At 72.2% G+C, this 18,902-nt stretch carries 17 protein-coding genes and 1 pseudogene; 10 read left to right on the forward strand and 8 right to left on the reverse strand.

Features of this window, described 5'->3' with window-relative positions; translation table 11 throughout:
* Positions 1–2: 2 nt before the first annotated feature.
* Together U5C87_RS05145 and U5C87_RS05150 are read left to right on the forward strand one after the other, a co-directional pair.
* Complete coding sequence (locus U5C87_RS05145; RefSeq protein ID WP_330475557.1) at positions 3–752, forward strand: carbohydrate ABC transporter permease; 750 nt, start codon at positions 3–5, stop codon at positions 750–752.
* Positions 753–1,604 (forward strand): carbohydrate ABC transporter permease, encoded by an 852-nt coding sequence (locus U5C87_RS05150; RefSeq protein ID WP_330475558.1) that lies wholly within the window; start codon positions 753–755, stop codon positions 1,602–1,604.
* An 86-nt stretch (positions 1,605–1,690) separates the two neighbouring features.
* Here the strand turns inward: U5C87_RS05150 and U5C87_RS05155 are convergent, their stop codons facing one another.
* Together U5C87_RS05155 and U5C87_RS05160 are read right to left on the reverse strand one after the other, a co-directional pair.
* On the reverse strand, positions 1,691–2,023 hold the full coding sequence (locus U5C87_RS05155) for a cupin domain-containing protein (protein ID WP_030197216.1): 333 nt from the start codon (positions 2,021–2,023) through the stop codon (positions 1,691–1,693).
* A gap of 66 nt (positions 2,024–2,089) precedes the next feature.
* Entirely contained in the window at positions 2,090–2,455 is a 366-nt protein-coding gene (locus U5C87_RS05160) for a hypothetical protein (RefSeq protein WP_330475559.1), read from the reverse strand.
* 79 nt (positions 2,456–2,534) lie between these two features.
* Here U5C87_RS05160 and U5C87_RS05165 point away from each other — a divergent pair, with 79 nt between their 5' ends.
* On the forward strand, positions 2,535–3,062 hold the full coding sequence (locus U5C87_RS05165; RefSeq protein ID WP_330475560.1) for a DUF3995 domain-containing protein: 528 nt from the start codon (positions 2,535–2,537) through the stop codon (positions 3,060–3,062).
* A gap of 21 nt (positions 3,063–3,083) precedes the next feature.
* On the opposite strand, the gene U5C87_RS05170 is transcribed toward U5C87_RS05165, so the two are convergent.
* Positions 3,084–4,226 (reverse strand): carbohydrate kinase family protein, encoded by a 1,143-nt coding sequence (locus U5C87_RS05170; protein WP_443082100.1) that lies wholly within the window; start codon positions 4,224–4,226, stop codon positions 3,084–3,086.
* A gap of 254 nt (positions 4,227–4,480) precedes the next feature.
* Between U5C87_RS05170 and U5C87_RS05175 the strand changes: the two genes are divergently transcribed.
* Positions 4,481–5,860, forward strand: coding sequence for a 6-phospho-beta-glucosidase (locus U5C87_RS05175; protein WP_330475562.1), 1,380 nt, complete (start codon positions 4,481–4,483; stop codon positions 5,858–5,860).
* A gap of 10 nt (positions 5,861–5,870) precedes the next feature.
* On the opposite strand, the gene U5C87_RS05180 is transcribed toward U5C87_RS05175, so the two are convergent.
* The 4 genes and pseudogenes from U5C87_RS05180 to U5C87_RS22640 form a co-directional block, all read right to left on the reverse strand.
* A complete protein-coding gene (locus U5C87_RS05180) occupies positions 5,871–9,053 on the reverse strand; it encodes a discoidin domain-containing protein (protein ID WP_330475563.1) in 3,183 nt (1,060 codons plus the stop codon).
* Positions 9,054–9,162: 109 nt separating this feature from the next.
* Complete coding sequence (locus U5C87_RS05185) at positions 9,163–10,257, reverse strand: sensor histidine kinase (protein ID WP_330475564.1); 1,095 nt, start codon at positions 10,255–10,257, stop codon at positions 9,163–9,165.
* 2 nt (positions 10,258–10,259) lie between these two features.
* Positions 10,260–10,541 (reverse strand): winged helix-turn-helix domain-containing protein, encoded by a 282-nt coding sequence (locus U5C87_RS05190; RefSeq protein WP_330475565.1) that lies wholly within the window; start codon positions 10,539–10,541, stop codon positions 10,260–10,262.
* Positions 10,542–10,656: 115 nt separating this feature from the next.
* Positions 10,657–10,929 (reverse strand): annotated as a pseudogene (locus tag U5C87_RS22640) (response regulator); the annotation flags it as partial.
* Between the two features lie 396 nt (positions 10,930–11,325).
* On the opposite strand from U5C87_RS22640, the gene U5C87_RS05195 reads away from it, so the two are divergent.
* From U5C87_RS05195 to cobA, 6 genes are all read left to right on the forward strand, one after another.
* Positions 11,326–12,276, forward strand: a complete 951-nt coding sequence (locus U5C87_RS05195; protein ID WP_330475566.1) for a lytic murein transglycosylase — start codon at positions 11,326–11,328, stop codon at positions 12,274–12,276.
* A 123-nt stretch (positions 12,277–12,399) separates the two neighbouring features.
* Positions 12,400–14,124 carry a nitrite/sulfite reductase gene (locus U5C87_RS05200; RefSeq protein ID WP_330475567.1) on the forward strand — a complete coding sequence of 575 codons (1,725 nt, stop codon included), beginning with the start codon at positions 12,400–12,402 and terminating at the stop codon, positions 14,122–14,124.
* Complete coding sequence (locus U5C87_RS05205; RefSeq protein WP_330475568.1) at positions 14,121–14,870, forward strand: phosphoadenylyl-sulfate reductase; 750 nt, start codon at positions 14,121–14,123, stop codon at positions 14,868–14,870. Before U5C87_RS05200 ends, U5C87_RS05205 begins: the two co-directional genes overlap by 4 nt.
* Positions 14,867–15,865 carry a sulfate adenylyltransferase subunit CysD gene (gene cysD, locus U5C87_RS05210; RefSeq protein ID WP_330475569.1) on the forward strand — a complete coding sequence of 333 codons (999 nt, stop codon included), beginning with the start codon at positions 14,867–14,869 and terminating at the stop codon, positions 15,863–15,865. Before U5C87_RS05205 ends, cysD begins: the two co-directional genes overlap by 4 nt.
* Positions 15,865–17,241, forward strand: a complete 1,377-nt coding sequence (locus tag U5C87_RS05215; RefSeq protein ID WP_330475570.1) for a sulfate adenylyltransferase subunit 1 — start codon at positions 15,865–15,867, stop codon at positions 17,239–17,241. The genes cysD and U5C87_RS05215 overlap by 1 nt, the downstream gene beginning before the upstream one ends.
* Positions 17,229–18,452 carry a uroporphyrinogen-III C-methyltransferase gene (cobA, locus tag U5C87_RS05220; RefSeq protein ID WP_330475571.1) on the forward strand — a complete coding sequence of 408 codons (1,224 nt, stop codon included), beginning with the start codon at positions 17,229–17,231 and terminating at the stop codon, positions 18,450–18,452. The genes U5C87_RS05215 and cobA overlap by 13 nt, the downstream gene beginning before the upstream one ends.
* Before the next feature lie 49 nt (positions 18,453–18,501).
* Here the strand turns inward: cobA and U5C87_RS05225 are convergent, their stop codons facing one another.
* Positions 18,502–18,900, reverse strand: coding sequence for a DUF302 domain-containing protein (locus U5C87_RS05225; protein WP_330475572.1), 399 nt, complete (start codon positions 18,898–18,900; stop codon positions 18,502–18,504).
* Between the last annotated feature and the right edge of the window lie 2 nt (positions 18,901–18,902).

Here is an 18,902-nt window from a genome sequence, read left to right on the forward strand (position 1 = left end):
TCGTGGGGCTGGGCAACTACCTCGACATGCTGCGCGACCCGGCGTTCCGCAGCAGCCTCGTCACGTTCCTCGCGTTCGCCGTCTTCATCGTGCCGACGACGTTCGTCATCTCCCTCGGCGCGGCGCTGCTCGTCGCGCGCACCCGGGTCATGCAGAGCTTCTTCCGGTCGGTCTTCTTCCTGCCGACCGCGTGCAGCTACGTGGTGGCCTCGCTCATCTGGAAGATGTCGATCTTCAGCGGCATCCGATCGGGCCTGGCCAACGGGGTGCTCGGGTGGTTCGGCGTCGACTCGATCCCGTGGCTGAGCCTCGCCGACCCGCCGTGGTACTGGCTCGTCATCGTCACGGCCCGCCTCTGGCTGCAGGTCGGCTTCTACATGATCCTCTTCCTCGCCGGCATCCAGCGGATCAGCCCGACGCTCTACGAGGCGGCCGCCATCGACGGCGCCGAGGGGTGGAAGGTCTTCCGCCACATCACCCTGCCGCAGCTGCGCGCGACGTCGACGGCGGTGCTGCTGCTCCTGCTCATCAACGCCTTCCAGGCGTTCGACGAGTTCTACAACATCCTGTCGACGTTCGGCACCTACCCGCCCTACGCGCGACCGCCGCTCGTCTACCTCTACTACACGGCGCTCGGCTCGGGTCAGGACTTCGGCCACGGCTCCGCCGGCGCCGTCATCCTCACCCTCATCATCGCGATCGTCGCGGTGGTACAGGGCCGCATCCTCCGACTCGGCGACAGGGGCGACTAGATGGCCATCGTGCGCAGCAAGCGCCGGTCCCGCGTCACAGGGTGGGCCCGCTACAGCGCCCTCGCGGTCGCGGCGCTGCTCTTCCTCGTCCCCTTCTACCTGCTGGTCCGTAGCGCGTTCATGCGCGAGCAGGACCTCGGCTCACCGGACTTCCACTGGCTGCCGCCGGTCTGGGAGACCTCCAACCTCACCGGCCTCTTCGACAACCCGGCGATCCCGATGGCGCGCAGCCTGCTCAACTCGGGCCTCATCGCCGTGACCCAGACGGTCGGCGTGCTCGTCATCTCGGGCCTCGCCGGCTACGGCCTCGCGCGCATCCCGTACCGCTGGTCCAACGCGGTCTTCTACACGATCACCGCGACGCTGCTCATCCCCGCGGCCGTGACGTTCGTGCCGAGCTTCGTGCTCGTCTCGACCCTCGGCTGGATCTCGACGCTGCGCGGCCTCATCATCCCCGGCCTCTTTCAGGCGCTCGCGACGTTCCTCTTCCGGCAGTTCTTCCTCGGCTTCCCCAAGGAGATCGAGGAGGCAGCCTTCATCGACGGCCTCGGCTACTGGGGCACCTTCTGGAAGATCGTCGTGCCGAACTCGATGGGCTTCGTCGCGGCCATCGGCACGATCACCTTCATCGGCTCGTGGAACGCCTTCCTCTGGCCGCTCGTCATCGGCCGCGACCAGGAGTCGTGGACGGTGCAGATCGCACTGTCGACCTTCCTCACGGCACAGTCGGTGCAGGTCAGCCAGCTCTTCATGGCCGCGCTCGTCGCGATCGTGCCGCTGCTGCTGATGTTCCTCTTCCTCCAGCGCTGGATCGTCGAGGGCGTCGAGCGCACCGGCATCGCCGGCGACTGAGCGCGGTGGATCACCGGCGCCTGGTGCCGACGATCCACCGCACTGCCGTCACCGGCACCACCGATGGCGTATGCCGGGTGGCCCGGTCAGGGCAGCTTGGCGACGGTCAGCAGGATGGCTGAGTCCTCGAGCGCCTCGAGCGAGTGGCGCGCCTGCGGCATGACGAGCAGGTCCCCCGGGGCGCCCTCCCACGAGAGCTCGCCCGCGCTGATCCGCACGCGCCCGTGCATCACCTGGACCGTGGCCTCGCCCGGGTTCTCGTGCTCGGCGAGGACCTGTCCGGCTGCGAGCGCGACGACCGTCTGGCGCAGCACGTGCTCGTGGCCTCCGTAGACGGTGTCGGCGCTGCGACCGTTCGAGGCGTGCGTGGCGTGCTCGAGCAGCTCGCGGGCGAGCGCGGTCAACGACGACTTCTCCATGCCTCCACCATGGCACTCGCGCGAGGGGCGGGACAGACTTCAGGCGCCGTGGACCCGGCAACACGCTCAGCGCACGCGACGCAGGTGGTCGGGTGCCGGCATACGACGCACCTCCACGCTCCAGAAGCGCACGACGAGAGGGTAGTCGGGGACGAGGACGACCCGGTGCTCGAAGCCGCCCTCCCCGGTGGGCACGACCTCGGCGCGCGCGACGTCCGCGGCGGCCGCGACGGCCCGGTCGAGGTCACGGCGGTTGGTGTGCAGCACGACCGCGCCGACGTAGGTCACGGTCGCGAGCTCGTGGCCCCGGTCGGGGTCGCCGGTGAGCAGCGTCCACGTGAAGGAGTCGCCGGCGATCGACCAGTCCTGCACCTGGGCGGCTCGCAGGTCGAGGGCGACGAGGTCACGGACGTCCTCCGGCAGCTCGGTCATGCCCCCATCGTGCCCGCCCGCCCCGGACGACACCGCCGCCGACCCCCTCCCTCGGACGCGCGTCGTCTAGCGTCGAGGGGTGGACATTCCCGACACGACCGGTGAGCGGCTCCTCCTTGCGGCGGCGGGGGTGGCCTTCCTGCACGCGGTGCCCAGCCTCTACTGGGCTGTCGGCGGCACGCTCGGCATGGACTCGCTGGGCACGTGGGCGCCGGCGTGGCGGGCCGAGAGCCCCGTTCTCGTCGGCGTGCTGCTCGTCGGCATCTTCGCCGTCAAGCTGGCCGGCGGCATCGTGCCGCTGCTCGCCACTCGAGGACGCCTGCCACGAGCCCGCGTCTGGCGAGGCCTGAGCTGGGTCGGGGCCACGGTTCTCGTGCTCTACGGCCTGGCGAACGTCGTCGTCGGGAGCCTGGCCCTGCTGGGCGTCGTGCAGGGCCCTGCGGATGCAGCCTCCCGGAGGGCGCTGACCGGGCACGTCCTGCTGTGGGATCCCCTGTTCCTGGTGTGGGGGCTGCTGCTGGGCGTCGGGCTCGCCCTCACGCGACAGCCCTCCGGGGTTGTCTCCGCTCCCCGCGACGTCAGCCAGTTCAGCAGGCGCCAGGCCTGAGAGCTCGCGCCGCGGCCGGGGTCAGTCGAGGTCCTGCACGTCGGCGCGCCTGGCGATGGTCGCGGTCGCGCGGCGGCAGGCGAGGACGGGCACGCGCGGCACGATGTCGTCGAGGAAGCCGAACCGGCGCCGGAGCGAGCGGTGGTAGGCGTCCGCGCTGCGGTCCGTGACGAGCGCCGTCCACCAGTCGGCGAGGTCGCCCCAGCCGGGAGCGGCGAGCGAGCCGCCGTACTGCTGGAGCGCGAGCCCGGCGCAGAGGCTGGCGAAGGTCATCCGCTGCTCGAGCGGCCACTCCGCGAGGGTGCCGACGAGCAGGGCCGCGCCGAAGACGTCGCCGGCCCCTGTCGGGTCGACCTCCTGGACCCGCAGCGACGGGACGCGCGCCTCCTCGCCGGTGCGGGCGTCGATGCCGAGCGCGCCGTCGGCGCCGTTGGTGACGATGGCGACGGGGACGCGGTCGGCGAGGGCGTAGACGGCCTCGACGGGCGAGCCGGTGCCGGTGTAGGCCATGGCCTCGACGGCGTTGGGCATGAAGACGTCGCACCGGTCGAGCCGCTCGAGCACGCGCGGCGACCACTGCTCCTTGGGGTCCCAGCCGACGTCGGCGAAGACGAGCGCGCCGGCGTCACGGGCCCGGTCGACCCACGTCGGCCCGGTCGCACCCCAGACCTCGTCCTCACCCAGGTCCACCATGACCGCGCGTGAGCGCGGCGGAGTCCCGATGAGCTCGGCCGCCGGTACGGGCGAGGGGTGGCCGTGCGAGACCATGCTGCGGTCGCGGTCGACCGACATCGAGACCGTGACGGGGCTGTGCCAGTCGGCGAACCGGCGGCTGCGGGCGAGGTCGATGCCCTCCTGCTCCTCGAGCGTGCGCCAGCAGAAGTCGCCGTAGTCGTCGTCGCTGAACGCCGCAGCGAGACCCGTGCGCAGCCCGAGTCGGCGGGTCGCGACGGCGAGGTTGGCGATGCCGCCCGGGCACGACGCGAGCCCCTCGGCCCACACCTCGGTGCCCGGCTTGGGCGCGCTCGGCAGTCCCGCGAAGATCATGTCGAGGAAGACGGTGCCCCAGACGAAGACGTCGAGCGATGGCTCGTCGGCGCCGCGGAGCGACGCGAGCGGGTCGAACGAGTGGTGGTGGTGGGGCACGAACCCATGATCGCGCATCGTCGCGCGCGACTCACCGGGATTCCCGAGCAGGTATGCCGTGTGCCCCCACCGGTCGAGTGCTCAGTTCTCGACGTGGGTTCGTGGGCACTCGACGTGTGGGTGGGGTCGAGTGCTCAGTTCCTGACGTGGGTTCGTGGGCACTCGAGGTGTGGATGGGGTCGAGTGCTCAGTTCTCGACGTGGGTTCGTGGGCACTCGAGTGTCGCGTTGTCTCGTCGTCACGCCTTGGTACGGTCCGAGGGTGGTGGTGCCATGAAGCTGGTCATCCTCGGCGGGGGCGGGTTCCGCGTGCCGCTCGTCCACGGTGCGCTGCTGCGCGACACGGCCGACCGCCGCGTCACCGAGGTCGTGCTGCACGACACTGACGTGGCGCGTCTCGACGTCATGCGCCGGGTCCTCGCCGCGCAGGCCGCCCAGGCGGCTCAGACGGCTGGCGGCCAAGGCCTCCCGGCCGCGCCGCCGACGGTCACGGCGACCACCGACCTCGACGCGGCGCTCGCCGGCGCCGACTTCGTCTTCTCCGCCATGCGGGTCGGCGGCCTCGAGGGTCGCACCGCCGACGAGCGGATCGCCCTCGACCTCGGCCTGCTCGGCCAGGAGACGACCGGGCCCGGCGGTGTCGGCTACGGCCTGCGCACCGTCCCGGTCGCGCTCGACGTCGCCACACGCATACGCGATCTGGCTCCCGACGCGTGGGTCATCAACTTCACCAACCCGGCCGGCCTCGTGACGCAGGCGATGCAGTCGGTGCTCGGCGACCACGTCGTCGGCATCTGCGACTCGCCCCTCGGGCTCGCCAAGAGGGCGGCCGGCGCCCTCGGCCATGACCTCGACGACCTCGAGATCGACTACGCCGGCCTCAACCACCTCGGCTGGCTCACGGCCCTGCGGCGCGACGGGCGCGACCTGCTGCCGGACCTGCTCGCCGACGAGACGGCGCTCGCGGCGATCGAGGAGGGGCACCTCTTCGGCCCCGACTGGCTGCGCACGCTCGGGTCGCTGCCCAACGAGTACCTCTACTACTACTACTTCACGCGCGACGCGATCGGTCAGATCACGGCCGCGCCGCAGACGCGGGGCGAGTACCTCCTCGACCAGCAGGCCGCCTTCTACGCCGGGGTCGCCGGCGCGCCCGACGAGGCCTGGCAGCGCTGGGACGCCGTGCGCCGCGAGCGCAACGCGACCTACATGCAGGAGACCCGCGAGACCGACGACGGCGAGGCGCACGAGCGCGCCGAGGCCGATGTCGAGGGCGGCGGCTACGAGGGGGTCGCGCTGGCGCTCATGGCGGCGATCGCCCGCGACGAGCCGGCCCGCCTCATCCTCAACGTCCGTGGCGGCGGAGCGGTCGCCGGCCTGCCCGACGACGCCGTCGTCGAGGTGCCGTGCCGGGTCGACGCGCGCGGGCCCGTGCCGGTGGCCGTCAGTCCCCTGCCGGGGCACGCGCTCGGGCTCGTGCAGCAGGTCAAGGCCGTCGACGAGCTCGTCATCCGCGCGGCCGTCGAGCAGTCGAGATCCCTTGCAGTGGAAGCATTTGCCCTCCACCCGCTCGTCGACTCCGTCACGGTGGCACGGCAGCTCGTGACGGCCTACGAGCGCCGCCTGCCCGACTTCTACGCCTCGCTGGGCTAGTCCAGCCGTCTCATCCGGCCGTGACCCGGAAGGACACGACGGTGACCTTCCGGTCCGAGCTGCCTGGTGAGTCGACCGACAGGCCGACATAGCGGGCGCTCGTGCCGAGGGTGAGGGAGCCGAGCCGGGTGCCCGGACCGACGCGGCCGACGCGACGGAAGTCGATGCCGTCGTCCGACACCTCGACGGTCCCGAAGCCGGGGGCGGTGCCCCAGTCGATGACCGCCTTGCCGAGCGCATGCGTCGTGCCGAGGTCGACGACCATGCGGCCCGACCCCGTCACCTCCCACGCCGTCGTGTCCTCTCCGTCGACGGCCGCAGCCGGCGAGGTCATCGTCGGCGGCAAGGGCGAGGTCGGGAACGTCTGGCAGGCGAGGGCGAGGTCATCGAGCGGGAACGGCTTCCCGGTTCCGCGAACCGTCGTCGTGCGCCCGGACGACACCGTTGCGCGCCGGCGCCGGCCGTCAGTGAAGGCAACCTCGACCTGAGCGTCGATGCCGGTGAGGCGCAGGGTGGCCGCGTCGTCCACGGTGACGACGAGTCCCGCCGGCGGCCGTCCGCCACCGACGGCGGAGACGGTGGCCCGGGCGGCCATCACGACGCCGTCCCCCGCCTCGAGTCGCGTCTGCAGGGCGCTGCCCGCGTCGGTCAGCCGCTGCGTGCCCTGGTAGCAGGGCACCGCGCCGTCGACCGCCATCGCGACCTCACTCTCCACCGCGGCGCCAGTCAGGTTGAAGATGCTGAGCAGACCGCCGGCGAGAGAGGCAGTGACGCCCGGCGCACTGGGCCGCGGGGCTGCGGCCTCGGCATCGTCCGCGAGGCGGGCGAGGTCGGCGGACCGCACCTGCGGTAGGCCTTCGACGACGATTCCGGCGCTCCCGGCTGCTGGGCCGGCGGACAGGGTCACGGTGCTGCCGCCGATCTCGATCGGGTTCGTGCCACCGCGCACGAGGAAGCCGACCCGGTCGTCGATGCCGAGCCATCGCGAGCTGCGAAGCACCCGGGGATAGGAGGCGCGCGTCGTCCACGTGACGCCGTCGTCGGAGGTCTGCACGACGTAGGCGCGACCGGCGGCGGCCTCCCAGTCGATCGTCACCTGACCCACGGCGGTCGGGGTGCCGAGGTCGACCGCGAGCCAGCTGTCGGCACGGGAACGGTCGCCGCGCGAAACCGCCCATCGCGTCGCCGAGCTCGCGTCGGTGGCGAGACCAGCCCCGCGCCCCGTGTCGCTCGACGACGCCGTGGTCGGGCGACGGGCTGCGAGGTCGGCGCCGCCCGCGGCGGTGCGCACCTCGAAGGAGATGATGGAGTAGCCGTAGGTCGGGTCGGGGGTGACGCCGAGCATCCGGACGTGGCGCGCCGTCACCGAGCCAGCGACGTCGAGGACGTCGCGGCGGGCCACCCCGCTCGGCAGGTCGCCCTGCGCGTCGGCGGCCGTGGCCTCGAGAGTGCCGTCTCCGGTGACGAAGGTGCGCGTGCCGTCGAGGCCCCGCACCCCCGGCATCGTCAGGTTGTGCAGGCCGAACGTGCCTTCGCGGTCGGCGACACCCGAGCTCGTCATGACGACCTCGCCCCCGGGCAGGGTTGCCAGAGCGACCCGTCCGGCGGCGCCGAGCGTGAGCACGGTGACCGACGCGTCGTAGCCGTCGCGTGCCGCGGCATACGTGCGCACGTTCCGACCGGTCACTCCGAGGTTCGTGCGAGGGAGGTACATCGGCGAGGTGCCGCCGAGGTTGAAGAACCAGTCGTCGTGGTCGGGCTGCCACGCGAGCTTGACGAAGCCCGGCTTGCTGATCGCGCCCGCCCACGCCCGCGGGCTCTGGTGGGAGACGATCCCGGGGCCGTCACCCAGGTCCACGGCGCCGGCGCCGGTGGCATACAGCTCCTCGGAGGTCAGGGGCACGGGCACGTCACCATGGGCGGCGCGCCACTCGTGGAGCAGGAAGCTGATCGCGACCTCGGCGCGCGCCTCGGGCTCGTACTTCGGCTCGCCGGAGAACTTCGTCAGGCGGTATGCCGGCGGGTAGGCGAGGTAGGGCAGCAGCCGCTCCGCGAGGTCGGTCTCGGCACGGGCAGCGGCCCGGTCACCGACCACCTGCGCGAGGAAGGCGATCGGGATGACGTCGCGGCCGTAGAGGTGCTCGCGGTCGTCGACGAGGGGCATGAGTGGCTCGCCCGCGTCGCTCATGACGCCGAGAAGGCGGTTCCACAGCGGCTCGCCGTTGGGCTGACGGGTCAGCACCTCGGGCAGCGGCCGGCCGGCGACGATGAAGTGGGCGGAGTTGCGCCCCGAGGTGCGCCAGAGCTCGGACTGGTAGTGCGGGCCGAACGACCCGTGGTTCTCCACGACGAACGTGTCGTAGACGTTGTGGGAGGTGTTGGTCAGCACCGGGACGCCGTCGACGAGGGCCGGGTTGGCCGCGTCGGCCTGCGGGAGGCCGGCCTCGTTGCGGCTCCAGCGGCCGTAGCTGGCCATCCAGCTCTCCCAGCGGGGGTCGTCGGACCCCCACGCCAGGCCAGGGGCGAGGGACTGGGTGTAGACACCCATCTCCTCGAGCTTGGTGTCACCGACCCAGCCGCCCTTGAGGCCGTTGGGGCTCCACGACCCGGAGGCGGGGTCGTCGGAGGTGCCGAGGGACGTCGTGTAGGCCGCCTGCTCGACGGCGATGGCCTGCATGCGGTCGCGCGTCAGTGGGTCGAGCTCGTCCCACAGCAGGCATGCGGCGAGCTGGACGTAGAGCTGGAAGGTGCTGTCCCAGAAGAGGGTTCGGCCCCACTCGGTGCCGCCGGCGTTGCGGTTGGTGCCGGCGAAGTGCGTGATCGTGGCCAGGGTGCGCTGCCGGAGGGTGGCCTCGTCGATGCCGGCCTCGTCGGCGTCGTAGTGGCCCCGCGTGAGCAGCAGCGCGTGGCCGAGGACGACGGCGAAGTTGAAGTCCGTCTTGCGGTAGGTGCCCGCGGACGCGTCCCACTGCGTCTCGGTCCAGCGCGTGTGTCGCAGCAGTGCCCGGTGGTAGGTCTGTGCCACCTCGTCGCCGTCGAGCCAGCCGGAGGGTGGTGAGAGGGGCGCCGCCATAGGGCCGGTCAGGCCCAGAGCCGACGCCGGGGATGCCTGTGCGACGGGGAGGCAGGTCGCGACGCCTCCCGCTCCGAGGAGCCCGAGGAACCGACGGCGAGAGGTGACGGTCGTTGTCATGGCGTGATCCTTCGGGGGCCCACGACCGGCAGTCAACGGTCTGTCGGCCGGCTGTCCGATCGGGACAAGCCCATCGGACACGGCCGGCACGGGCGCCGGACCGGATCGGTCAGGCAGATCCGGCCGGTGCCGTGGTCTGGACCGGCCGGAGCATCGGCGCCACCGGGACCTGGGGGACGAGCGGCAGGATCATCGCGACGTCGGCTCCACCCCACGGGGACACGCCCAGCTGCAACCAGCCGCCGCGCCGGGTGGCGACGTCCCGCACGAGCGAGAGCCCGAGACCGGTCTGCGAGAGGTCGTCTCGCACCCCGTCGAGGATCTCGCCGGGCCCCTGGTTCTGGACGACGCCCTGACCGGCGGCCGTGCGCAGCATCTCCGTGGAGAAGCCGCGTCCCGAGTCGGCGACGCCGAGCGCGATGGCGTCGCGCATCGGACGGGCGTAGAGCAGCACCGTGTCGTCGTCGCGTTCGGTGTAGCGCAGGGCGTTCTCGACAAGGGTGTCGAGGCAGGCCCGCAGCCGCTCGCCCGAGCACTCCAGGGTGATCCCCGACGACTCGACCGTCCACGCGCGCTGGGCCACCATCGACCAGCGCTGGGCGGTCTGCCGCAGCACGGCGTCGACGTCGATGGCCGTGACCTCGAGGTCGGCCCCGACGCGCATGCTGCGCACGAGCCGCTCGCACACCCGGGTGAGGCGCACGAGCTCCTCGTCGACGACCTGCAGGTCCGCGAGGTCCTCACCCGCCGGCGTGCGGTCCATGAGCATCTCGACGTAGCCGCGCGAGATCATGAGCGGCGAGCGCATCTCGTGCGAGGTCCGCAGCGTGAGCAGCTCGCGCATCGTCGACTCGGCGCGCTCCCTCGCCGCGTTCTCGGTGAGGTCCGACAGCGCCTGCTGGCGCCGGCGCACGTGCCAGATCATCAGCGCCATGAGCAGGAGCATGAGGGGGATCTCGGTCGTCTCCTGCCAGTCGAGGACCCCGTTCGCGACGCGGGTCACGAGGATCCCGCCCGTCACGACCGTGTAGAGACCGAGGCCGATCCACGTGGCCCGCGGGCTCCACTGCTCGAGGCCGAAGCAGAGCGCGAAGGCGGCCCACCCCACGTGGTAGGGCACGGTCTCGCTGCCCGGCAGGGCGAGCATGGCGGCCGCGCACAGCGTCGCGACCACGGTCCAGACGACCACCATCCGTTGGCGCATCGTCAGGCGTCCTCGTAGAGGCCGTAGCCGACGCCGCGCAGCGTCTCGATCGGGAGGTCCTGGCCGAGCTTGGAGCGCAGCCGCCCGATGCAGACCTCGACGACGTTGCTGCCTGGGTCGAAGTCGAGGTGCCACACGTCGTGGAGCAGCTCCTCCTTGCGGCACACCTCCCCGCAGCGGCGCATGAGGTGCGCGAGCAGGCTGAACTCCCGCTCGGTGAGCGAGGCGCTGACCGACCCGAACGTCGCCCGTCGCCGCCCGACGTCGAGGCGTATGCCGCCCACGTCGAGGAAGCGGTCGTCCGCGGGTGCGCGCGCCGCGCCGACGTTGCGCCGGACGCGCGAGCAGCTCGGTCAGGCTGAACGGCTTGGCCACGACGTCGACGGCGCCGCGGTCGAGCGCCTCGACCCGGGTCCCGACGTCGGTGACGCCGGACAGCACGATGACCGGCGTCGACCTCTTGCGCGCGTTGACCGCGTCGAGCACGGCCAGGCCCCCGAGGCCCGGCATGACGAGATCCAGGACGATGAGATCGACGTCCCTCGACTCCAGCCGCTCGATGGCTGCACTGGCCGAGGCAGCCGTCACCACCGAGTGTCCTTGCGAGGCCAGCGACTTCGCCAGCAGCGTTCGGACCCGCTCTTCGTCGTCCACCACCATGACTCTGGCCATGTGACCGGCCCCCCTCCCCGAGTTGCTCGATCAGTATGCGTCGGGCGCGCATTCGCACGAGCAGACAGAAGCCACACCCGCGGAAGACCGATTCCGATAGCCGGACCAAGCGAGGCAAACCGGGCACTGGTTATGACGAGAAGATGACGAAGGCTTCTCGACGCGGTGAGCCGTCCGTGAGCCGATGACCACCTGAACGATGACAGTTGGCTGAGTTCGACGCTGCGCCGGCCGTGGTGAGGGGACCGACCCGGCCACGATGGGGTATGCGCCGGTGTGCCGTCCCGTCCGGGGCGGGCGACTCCCTGTGGGAGTTGCCTTTCGTCGCCGCGATGCGAGGATTCGCGCTGTACTGGAGAGCAGGGCGGACACGCGCCGCCGGGGAAGGGATGCGACATGCGACGCCGGACCGAGCGGAGGCTGACTGCCGCACGCGCTGCGGCCGCCTCGCTCGCGGTCGGAGCGCTGCTGCTCGGGTCGGCTGCCGGGGCGTCGGCCGCGGACAGCCCGGCCCCGCCGACGCCGACGCCCGCCCCGCTCCTGTCGCCCCTGACCCCGGGAGCGACGTCCTCGTCGGGCAGCACCGGCTCGTCAGGGTCGCCGTCGCCGATCGGTCCCGGGTTCGGCTCCGTCGCAGGCGATCTCGTCCTGCCGGTCTTCGACGAGATTCGTGTCGCCGCCACCCTCTCGATGGAGAACGTCGGGCCGGTGCCGGCCGCCGCCCTCGAGCCCGGCGGAGGGACGAGCAGCAACCCGACCCCGTGGAAGCCCAAGGCGGTCATCAAGATCCCCGTCGCCGCGCCACCGCGCAAGACCACCGGCGGCGCCAAGGCCACGCTAAGCAAGGACGAGATCATCTGGGCGGCCTACGTCTCCGCCGCCAAGCGCCAGAGCAGCTGCCACATCCCGGTCATGCTGCTCGCCGCGATCGGCGAGGTGGAGTCGTCGTCGCTGCGCGGACGCAGCCTCGACGCCTCGCACGACGTCGTCCCGCCGGTGCTGGGTCCGGCACTGACGGGCGGCGCGTACTCCTCGATCCGCGACACCGACGGCGGCCGCTACGACGGCGACCCCGTCTGGGACCGCGCCGTCGGCCCGATGCAGTTCATCCCCGGCACGTGGCGGCTCTGGGGCGCCGACGGCAACGGTGACGGCGTCGCCGATCCGCAGAACATCGAGGACGCGGCGCTCGCGGCGGCCGACTACCTCTGCGCCGGCGGCCGCGACCTGTCCAGGCAGGCCGACCTCGAGGCAGCGGTGCTGTCCTACAACCACTCGCAGCGCTACCTCGCGACGGTGCTCGGCATCGTGCAGGCGGTCGACTCGGGACAGCTCGCCGGTCCCTGACCCGGGCACACGGCATACGCCCGTCGTGACGGCGCGACGGCGCATTCCCACCGGCTTGGTGGGAAAGGGCCGCACTCTGGACCCGTATGGGTCCAGATAATGATGGGTTATACATTCGATTACATGACCGTCACCGACTCCACGACCGGCGCCGCCCGACCCGGCACCCGTCCGCCTCGGGCCGACCGCTCCAACGGGCAGTGGAAGGTCGACGGCCCCGAGCCGCTCAACGGCAACGAGACGTGGAAGCACGAGGACAACGGCCTCAACGTCCGCGAGCGCATCGAGCAGATCTACTCGCGCGAGGGCTTCGACTCCATCCCGACGCAGGACCTGTCGGGACGTTTCCGCTGGTGGGGGCTCTACACGCAGCGCCGCCCGGGCATCGACGGCGGCCGCACCGCGCAGCTGAGCGACGACGAGCTGAGCGACCGCTACTTCATGCTCCGCGTGCGCAGCGACGGCCAGGCCCTCTCGCCCGAGCGGCTGCGCGTCCTCGGCGGCATCTCGACCGACTTCGCCCGCGACACGGCCGACATCACCGACCGGCAGAACCTGCAGTACCACTGGATCGGCATCGAGGACGTGCCCGAGATCTGGCGCCGCCTCGAGTCCGTCGGCCTGCAGACCACCGAGGCGTGCGGCGACACGCCGCGCGGCTTCCTCGGCAGCCCCGTCGCCGGCGTCGCCGCCGACGAGATCATCGACCCGACACCCCTCATCGAGCGGATCACCGAGAAGTACATCGGCGACCTCGACCTGTCCAACCTCCCGCGCAAGTTCAAGACGGCCATCACCGGCCACCCGAGCCTCGACGTCGTGCACGAGATCAACGACATCTCCCTCGTCGGCGTCGTCCACCCCGAGCTCGGCCCGGGCTATGACCTCTGGGTCGGCGGCGGCCTGTCGACCTCCCCGCGCCTGGCCGAGCGCATCGGCGTCTTCGTCTCCGAGGAGGAGGCCGTCGACGTCTGGCACGGCGTCATCTCGATCTTCCGCGACTACGGCTACCGCCGCCTGCGCAACAAGGCGCGCCTGAAGTTCCTGCTCGCGGAGTGGGGTCCGGCGAAGTTCCGCGAGGTGCTCGAGACCGAGTACCTCGGCCACCCGCTCCCCGACGGTCCGCCGCCCGCACCGGCCACCGGCCCCGGCGACCACGTCGGCGTGCACCTGCAGAAGGACGGCAACTACTACGTCGGCGCGACTCCGACGGTCGGGCGCATCAGCGGCACCCTGCTCACCCGGCTCGGCGACCTCGTCGAGTCCTACGGCGCGAGCGCCGTGCGCCTGACCGCCCACCAGAAGCTCGTCGTGCTCGACGTGCCCGCCGACCGGGTCGAGGACTTCGTCACCGACCTCGAGGGCCTCGGCCTGACGGCCCGGCCCAGCCCGTTCCGCCGCACGACGATGGCCTGCACCGGCATCGAGTACTGCAAGCTCGCCATCGTCGAGACCAAGCAGACCGCCACCGACGCCATCGCCGAGCTCGAGACGCGCCTCGCCGACCTCGTCGACGACGGCTCGCTCGACGCGCCGATCCTGCTCAACCTCAACGGCTGCCCCAACTCGTGCGCCCGCATCCAGACGGCCGACATCGGCCTCAAGGGCCAGCTCGTCACCATCGACGGCCAGCAGGTGCCGGGCTTCCAGGTGCACCTCGGCGGCGGCCTCGCCTCCCACGACCGTGACGAGGCCGGTCTCGGGCGCACCGTCCGCGGCCTCAAGGTGACGGCCGACGACCTGCCCGACTACGTCGAGCGCGTCGTGCGCTCCTACGTCGCCGGCCGCATCGACGGCGAGACGTTCGCCCAGTGGAGCTACCGAGCAGACGAAGGAGCCCTCCAGTGACCGCAGTCCCCCTCGCCACCCCCACGGTGCCGCGCAAGCGGCGCACCGAGGCCGAGCTCAAGGCGATCGTCGACGACTTCAACGCGACCCTCGCCGCCGACCCCGAGCGTGAGCCCACCGCTGACGAGGTCGCCGCCTGGGCCGCCTTCCACTTCGACGGCACGCTCGCCGTGGCCTGCTCGATGGCCGATGCCGTCCTGCCGCACGTCGTCTCGCGCTTCGCGCCCGGCGTCGACGTGCTCTTCCTCGACACCGGCTACCACTTCTCCGACACGCTCGTGACGCGCGACATCGTCGCCGAGGACCTGCCGATCACCCTCGTCGACGTGCTCCCCGAGCTGACCGTCGCCGAGCAGGACGAGAAGTACGGTGCGCGCCTCTACGAGCGCGACCCAGCTCTCTGCTGCCAGATGCGCAAGGTCGAGCCGCTCGCCCGCACGCTCCCGCTCTACGAGGCGTGGGTGACCGGGGTGCGACGCGAGGAGGGCCCCACCCGGGCCGACACCCCGCTCGTGACGTGGGACGCCAAGAACGGCCTCGTGAAGATCAACCCGCTCGCCGCCTGGACCTTCGACGAGCTGCTGGCGTATGCCGGTGAGCACCAGGTCGAGGTCAACTCCCTCCTCTCCGACGGCTACCCGTCGATCGGCTGCGAGCCGTGCACGCGCCGGGTCGAGCCCGGCGAGGACCCCCGCGCCGGCCGCTGGGCCGGCTTCGCCAAGACCGAGTGCGGACTCCACACATGACGACGACCACGAACACGCCTGACACCCAAGCAGCTTCGGCAACGTCAGTCGCGGACGCCGACCAGCCGAACGCATATTCAAGCGGCTCGACGGCACCCGACCGACGGCTGAGCCAGCTCGACGCGCTCGAGGCGGAGGCCATCCTCGTCATCCGCGAGATGGCCGGCGAGCTCGAGCGCCCGGCGCTGCTCTTCAGCGGCGGCAAGGACTCCGTCGTCATGCTGCACCTCGCGACCAAGGCGTTCTGGCCGGCGCCGATCCCGTTCCCGGTGCTGCACGTCGACACGGGGCACAACTTCCCCGAGGTCCTCGCCTACCGCGACGAGACCGTCGAGCGGCTCGGCCTGAGGCTCGTCGTCGCGAGCGTGCAGGACTACATCGACGACGGCCGGCTGCGCGAGCGCGCCGACGGCACCCGCAACCCGCTCCAGACGGTGCCGCTGCTCGACGCCATCAACGACAACCGGTTCGACGGCGTCTTCGGCGGCGCCCGGCGCGACGAGGAGAAGGCGCGCGCCAAGGAGCGCATCGTCTCCCTCCGTGACGAGTTCGGCCAGTGGGACCCCAAGAACCAGCGCCCCGAGCTGTGGAACCTCTTCAACCCCCGGCACCGCCCCGGCGAGCACGTGCGCGTCTTCCCGATCAGCAACTGGACCGAGGTCGACATCTGGCGCTACATCGACCGCGAGGACATCCCGCTGGCGCCGCTCTACTACGCCCACGAGCGCGAGGTCTTCCGCCGCGACGGCATGTGGCTGGCCGTCGGCCCGGTGAGCCGGCCGCGCGACGACGAGCCGGTCGAGACGCGTCTCGTGCGCTACCGCACCGTCGGCGACATGTCGTGCACGGGCGCCGTCGAGTCCCGGGCGCGCACCAACGCCGAGATCGTCCTCGAGGTGGCCGCCTCGACCCTGACCGAGCGCGGGGCGACCCGCGCCGACGACCGCATCTCGGAGGCTGCCATGGAGGACCGCAAGAAGGAGGGCTACTTCTGATGAGCGTCCCCACGCAGACCACGCCCGTGCTCGACCCAGCCGCCGTTGCCGGCGCCGGTCGCGGCACGCTGCTGCGCCTCGCGACGGCCGGCTCCGTCGACGACGGCAAGTCGACCCTCGTCGGCCGCCTGCTCCACGACACGAAGTCGGTGCTGTCCGACCAGCTCGCCGCCGTCGAGCGCGTGTCGCGCGACCGTGGCCTCACCGCCGCCGACCTCGCGCTGCTCACCGACGGCCTCCGCGCCGAGCGCGAGCAGGGCATCACCATCGACGTCGCCTACCGCTACTTCGCCACGGCGACACGGTCGTTCGTCCTCGCCGACTGCCCCGGGCACGTGCAGTACACCCGCAACACCGTGACGGGCAGCTCCACGGCGGACGTCGTCGTGCTCCTCGTCGACGCCCGCAAGGGCGTGCTCGAGCAGACCCGTCGCCACCTCGCGGTGACCGCGTTGCTCCGGGTGCCGCACGTCGTCGTCGCCGTCAACAAGATCGACCTCGTCGACTTCTCGCAGGAGGTCTACGACCGCGTCGAGGCCGAGGTGCAGGCCGTGGCCCGCGAGCTCGGAGTCGTCGACGCCATCGCGATCCCGGTCAGCGCCCTCGACGGCGACAACATCGCGGAGCGCTCGTCGCGCACGCCGTGGTACTCCGGTCCCAGCCTGCTCGAGCTGCTCGAGGCGCTGCCGCCGTCCGACGACCCCGCGAACGAGTCGTTCCGCCTGCCGGTGCAGCTCGTCATCCGCCCGCAGGGCGCGGCGCGCGACCCGCAGTTCCGCGACTACCGCGGGTATGCCGGCCAGGTCGCCTCGGGTGTCGTGCGCGTCGGTGACGAGGTGGTGGCGCTCCCGTCGGGCCGTCGCACGACCGTCACGGGTATCGACCTCGGCGAGGCGAGCCTGGAGGAGGCCTTCGCGCCGCAGTCGGTGACGCTGCGCCTCGCGGACGAGATCGACATCTCGCGCGGCGACGTCATCGCCGCCGCGACCGACGCCCCCGAGCCGACGCAGGACATCAAGGCCGTCGTCTGCTGGCTCGGCGACGCCCCACTGCGCCCCGGCCAGCGACTGCTGCTCAAGCACGGGTCACGCACCGTCCAGACCGCCGTCCGCACGCTCGACGGGGCCCTCGACCTCGACGACCTGCACGCTGTGCCGGCGGAGTCGTTGTCGCTCAACGACATCGGCCTCGTGACGCTGCGCCTGGCGTCACCCGTGCCGGTCGAGAACTACTCGACGTCGCGCCGCGGCGGGTCCTTCCTGCTCATCGACGCCCACGACGGCCGCACGGTCGCCGCGGGCATGGTCGGTGCCACGCTGCCGACCGCCGCCGACGCCCCGTCGCAGCCCGAGGGTGACGAGGAATGGGAGATCTGAAGTCGGCGCTGCCGGTCGTCCTCGACCTGACCGGCCGCCTCGTCGTCGCGGTCGGTGGCGGACCGGTGTCGGCACGCCGGGTCCGGGCCTTCCTCGACGAGGGTGCCCTCGTGCGCCTCGTCGCCCCCTGGGTCTGCGAGGACCTGCGCGACCTGGTGGCCGCCGGCCGGGTCGACTGGGTCGAGCGCGACTACGCCGGCCCGTCCGACCTCGACGGCGCGTGGTTCGCGCACACCGCGACGGGCGAGCCGTCGGTCGACCGCGAGGTCGCTGCCGATGCCGAGTCCCTCCGCGTCTGGTGCGTCGACGCGACGGATGCCGGGGGCACGACGGCCAGCGTCGCAGCGCGCGCCGACGTGACCACTCCCGACGGCCGGGTCACCGTGGCTGCGTATGCCGCGGGCGACCCCGGCCTGGCCGTGACCGTCCGCGACGGGGTCGAGCGGGCGCTCGTGTCGGGCGCCCTGGACCTGCGGCGCACCCGCACCCACGGCCGACGCGGCTGGGTCGCGCTCGTCGGCGGTGGTCCCGGGACCGACGGGCTGCTGACCACCCGTGGCCACGAGCTGCTCGTCTCGGCCGACGTCGTCGTCGTCGACCGGCTCGCCCCGCGCGCCGTCGTCGACCGGCTGCCGGCCTCGGTGCGGGTCATCGACGTCGGCAAGACGCCCGGCCACCACCCCGTGCCCCAGTCACGGATCAACGACATCCTCGTCGAGGAGGCGCAGCGGGGCCTCGGCGTGGTCCGCCTCAAGGGCGGTGACCCCTACGTGCTCGGCCGCGGCGGCGAGGAGCGCGACGCGTGCGAGGCACACGGCATACGCGTCGAGGTCGTGCCGGGCGTGACGAGCGCCGTGAGCGTGCCTGCGGCAGCAGGGATCCCGGTGACCCACCGCGGCGTCGCGCGCGGCTTCACGGTCGTCACCGGCCACGAGGACATCCCCGTGCTTCCGACGGGCGGCGACCACACGCTGGTGCTGCTCATGGGCGTCACCCAGCTCGCTCGCACGACCGAGCTGCTGGTGCAGCACGGCCGGTCGGCGGACTGTCCCGTCGCCGTCGTGGAGCGCGGCTTCGCGCGCGACCAGCGCACGACCGTCGGCACGGTCGCCACGATCGCCGAGCTGGCCCGCGAGCGGGGCGTGCAGGCGCCGGCCGTCGTGGTCGTCGGCGACGTCGTGCGCCTCGGACCCGACTGGCGCGCCGGCTGACCTGCCCAGCTGAGCTGCCCGGCTGAGCTGCCCGGCTGAGCCGCCCGACCTACTGGGCGGAGTCGAGGGCCGCGAGGGCCTTCGTCAGCCGCTCGCGGGCGTCGGCCGCGACGGTGGCGAGCGTCTCGTTGTCGGTCAGGCGCACCATGGCGTCGGGGTCGATGGCCTCGACCACGGTGTGCGTCTCGTCGAGCGAGCGGACGACGACGTTGCACGGCAGGAAGACCCCGATGGACGGCTCGGCCTCGATCGCGGCGAGCGCGAGCGGCGGGCGGCAGGCGCCGAGGATCACCTGCGGCGCGACGTCGGCGCCGAGCTTGGCCTTGAGCGTGCCCGCGAGGTCGATCTCGGTGAGGATGCCGAAGCCGACCTCGGTGAGCTGGGCGCGCGTGGCCTCGAGGGCGCGGTCGAAGCCGAGCTCGAGGGTCGTGCTGAGGCTGTGCGACATGA

The organism is Terrabacter sp. C0L_2 (assembly GCF_036352015.1).
In the GTDB taxonomy this organism is placed as follows: Bacteria; Actinomycetota; Actinomycetes; order Actinomycetales; family Dermatophilaceae; genus Terrabacter; species Terrabacter tumescens.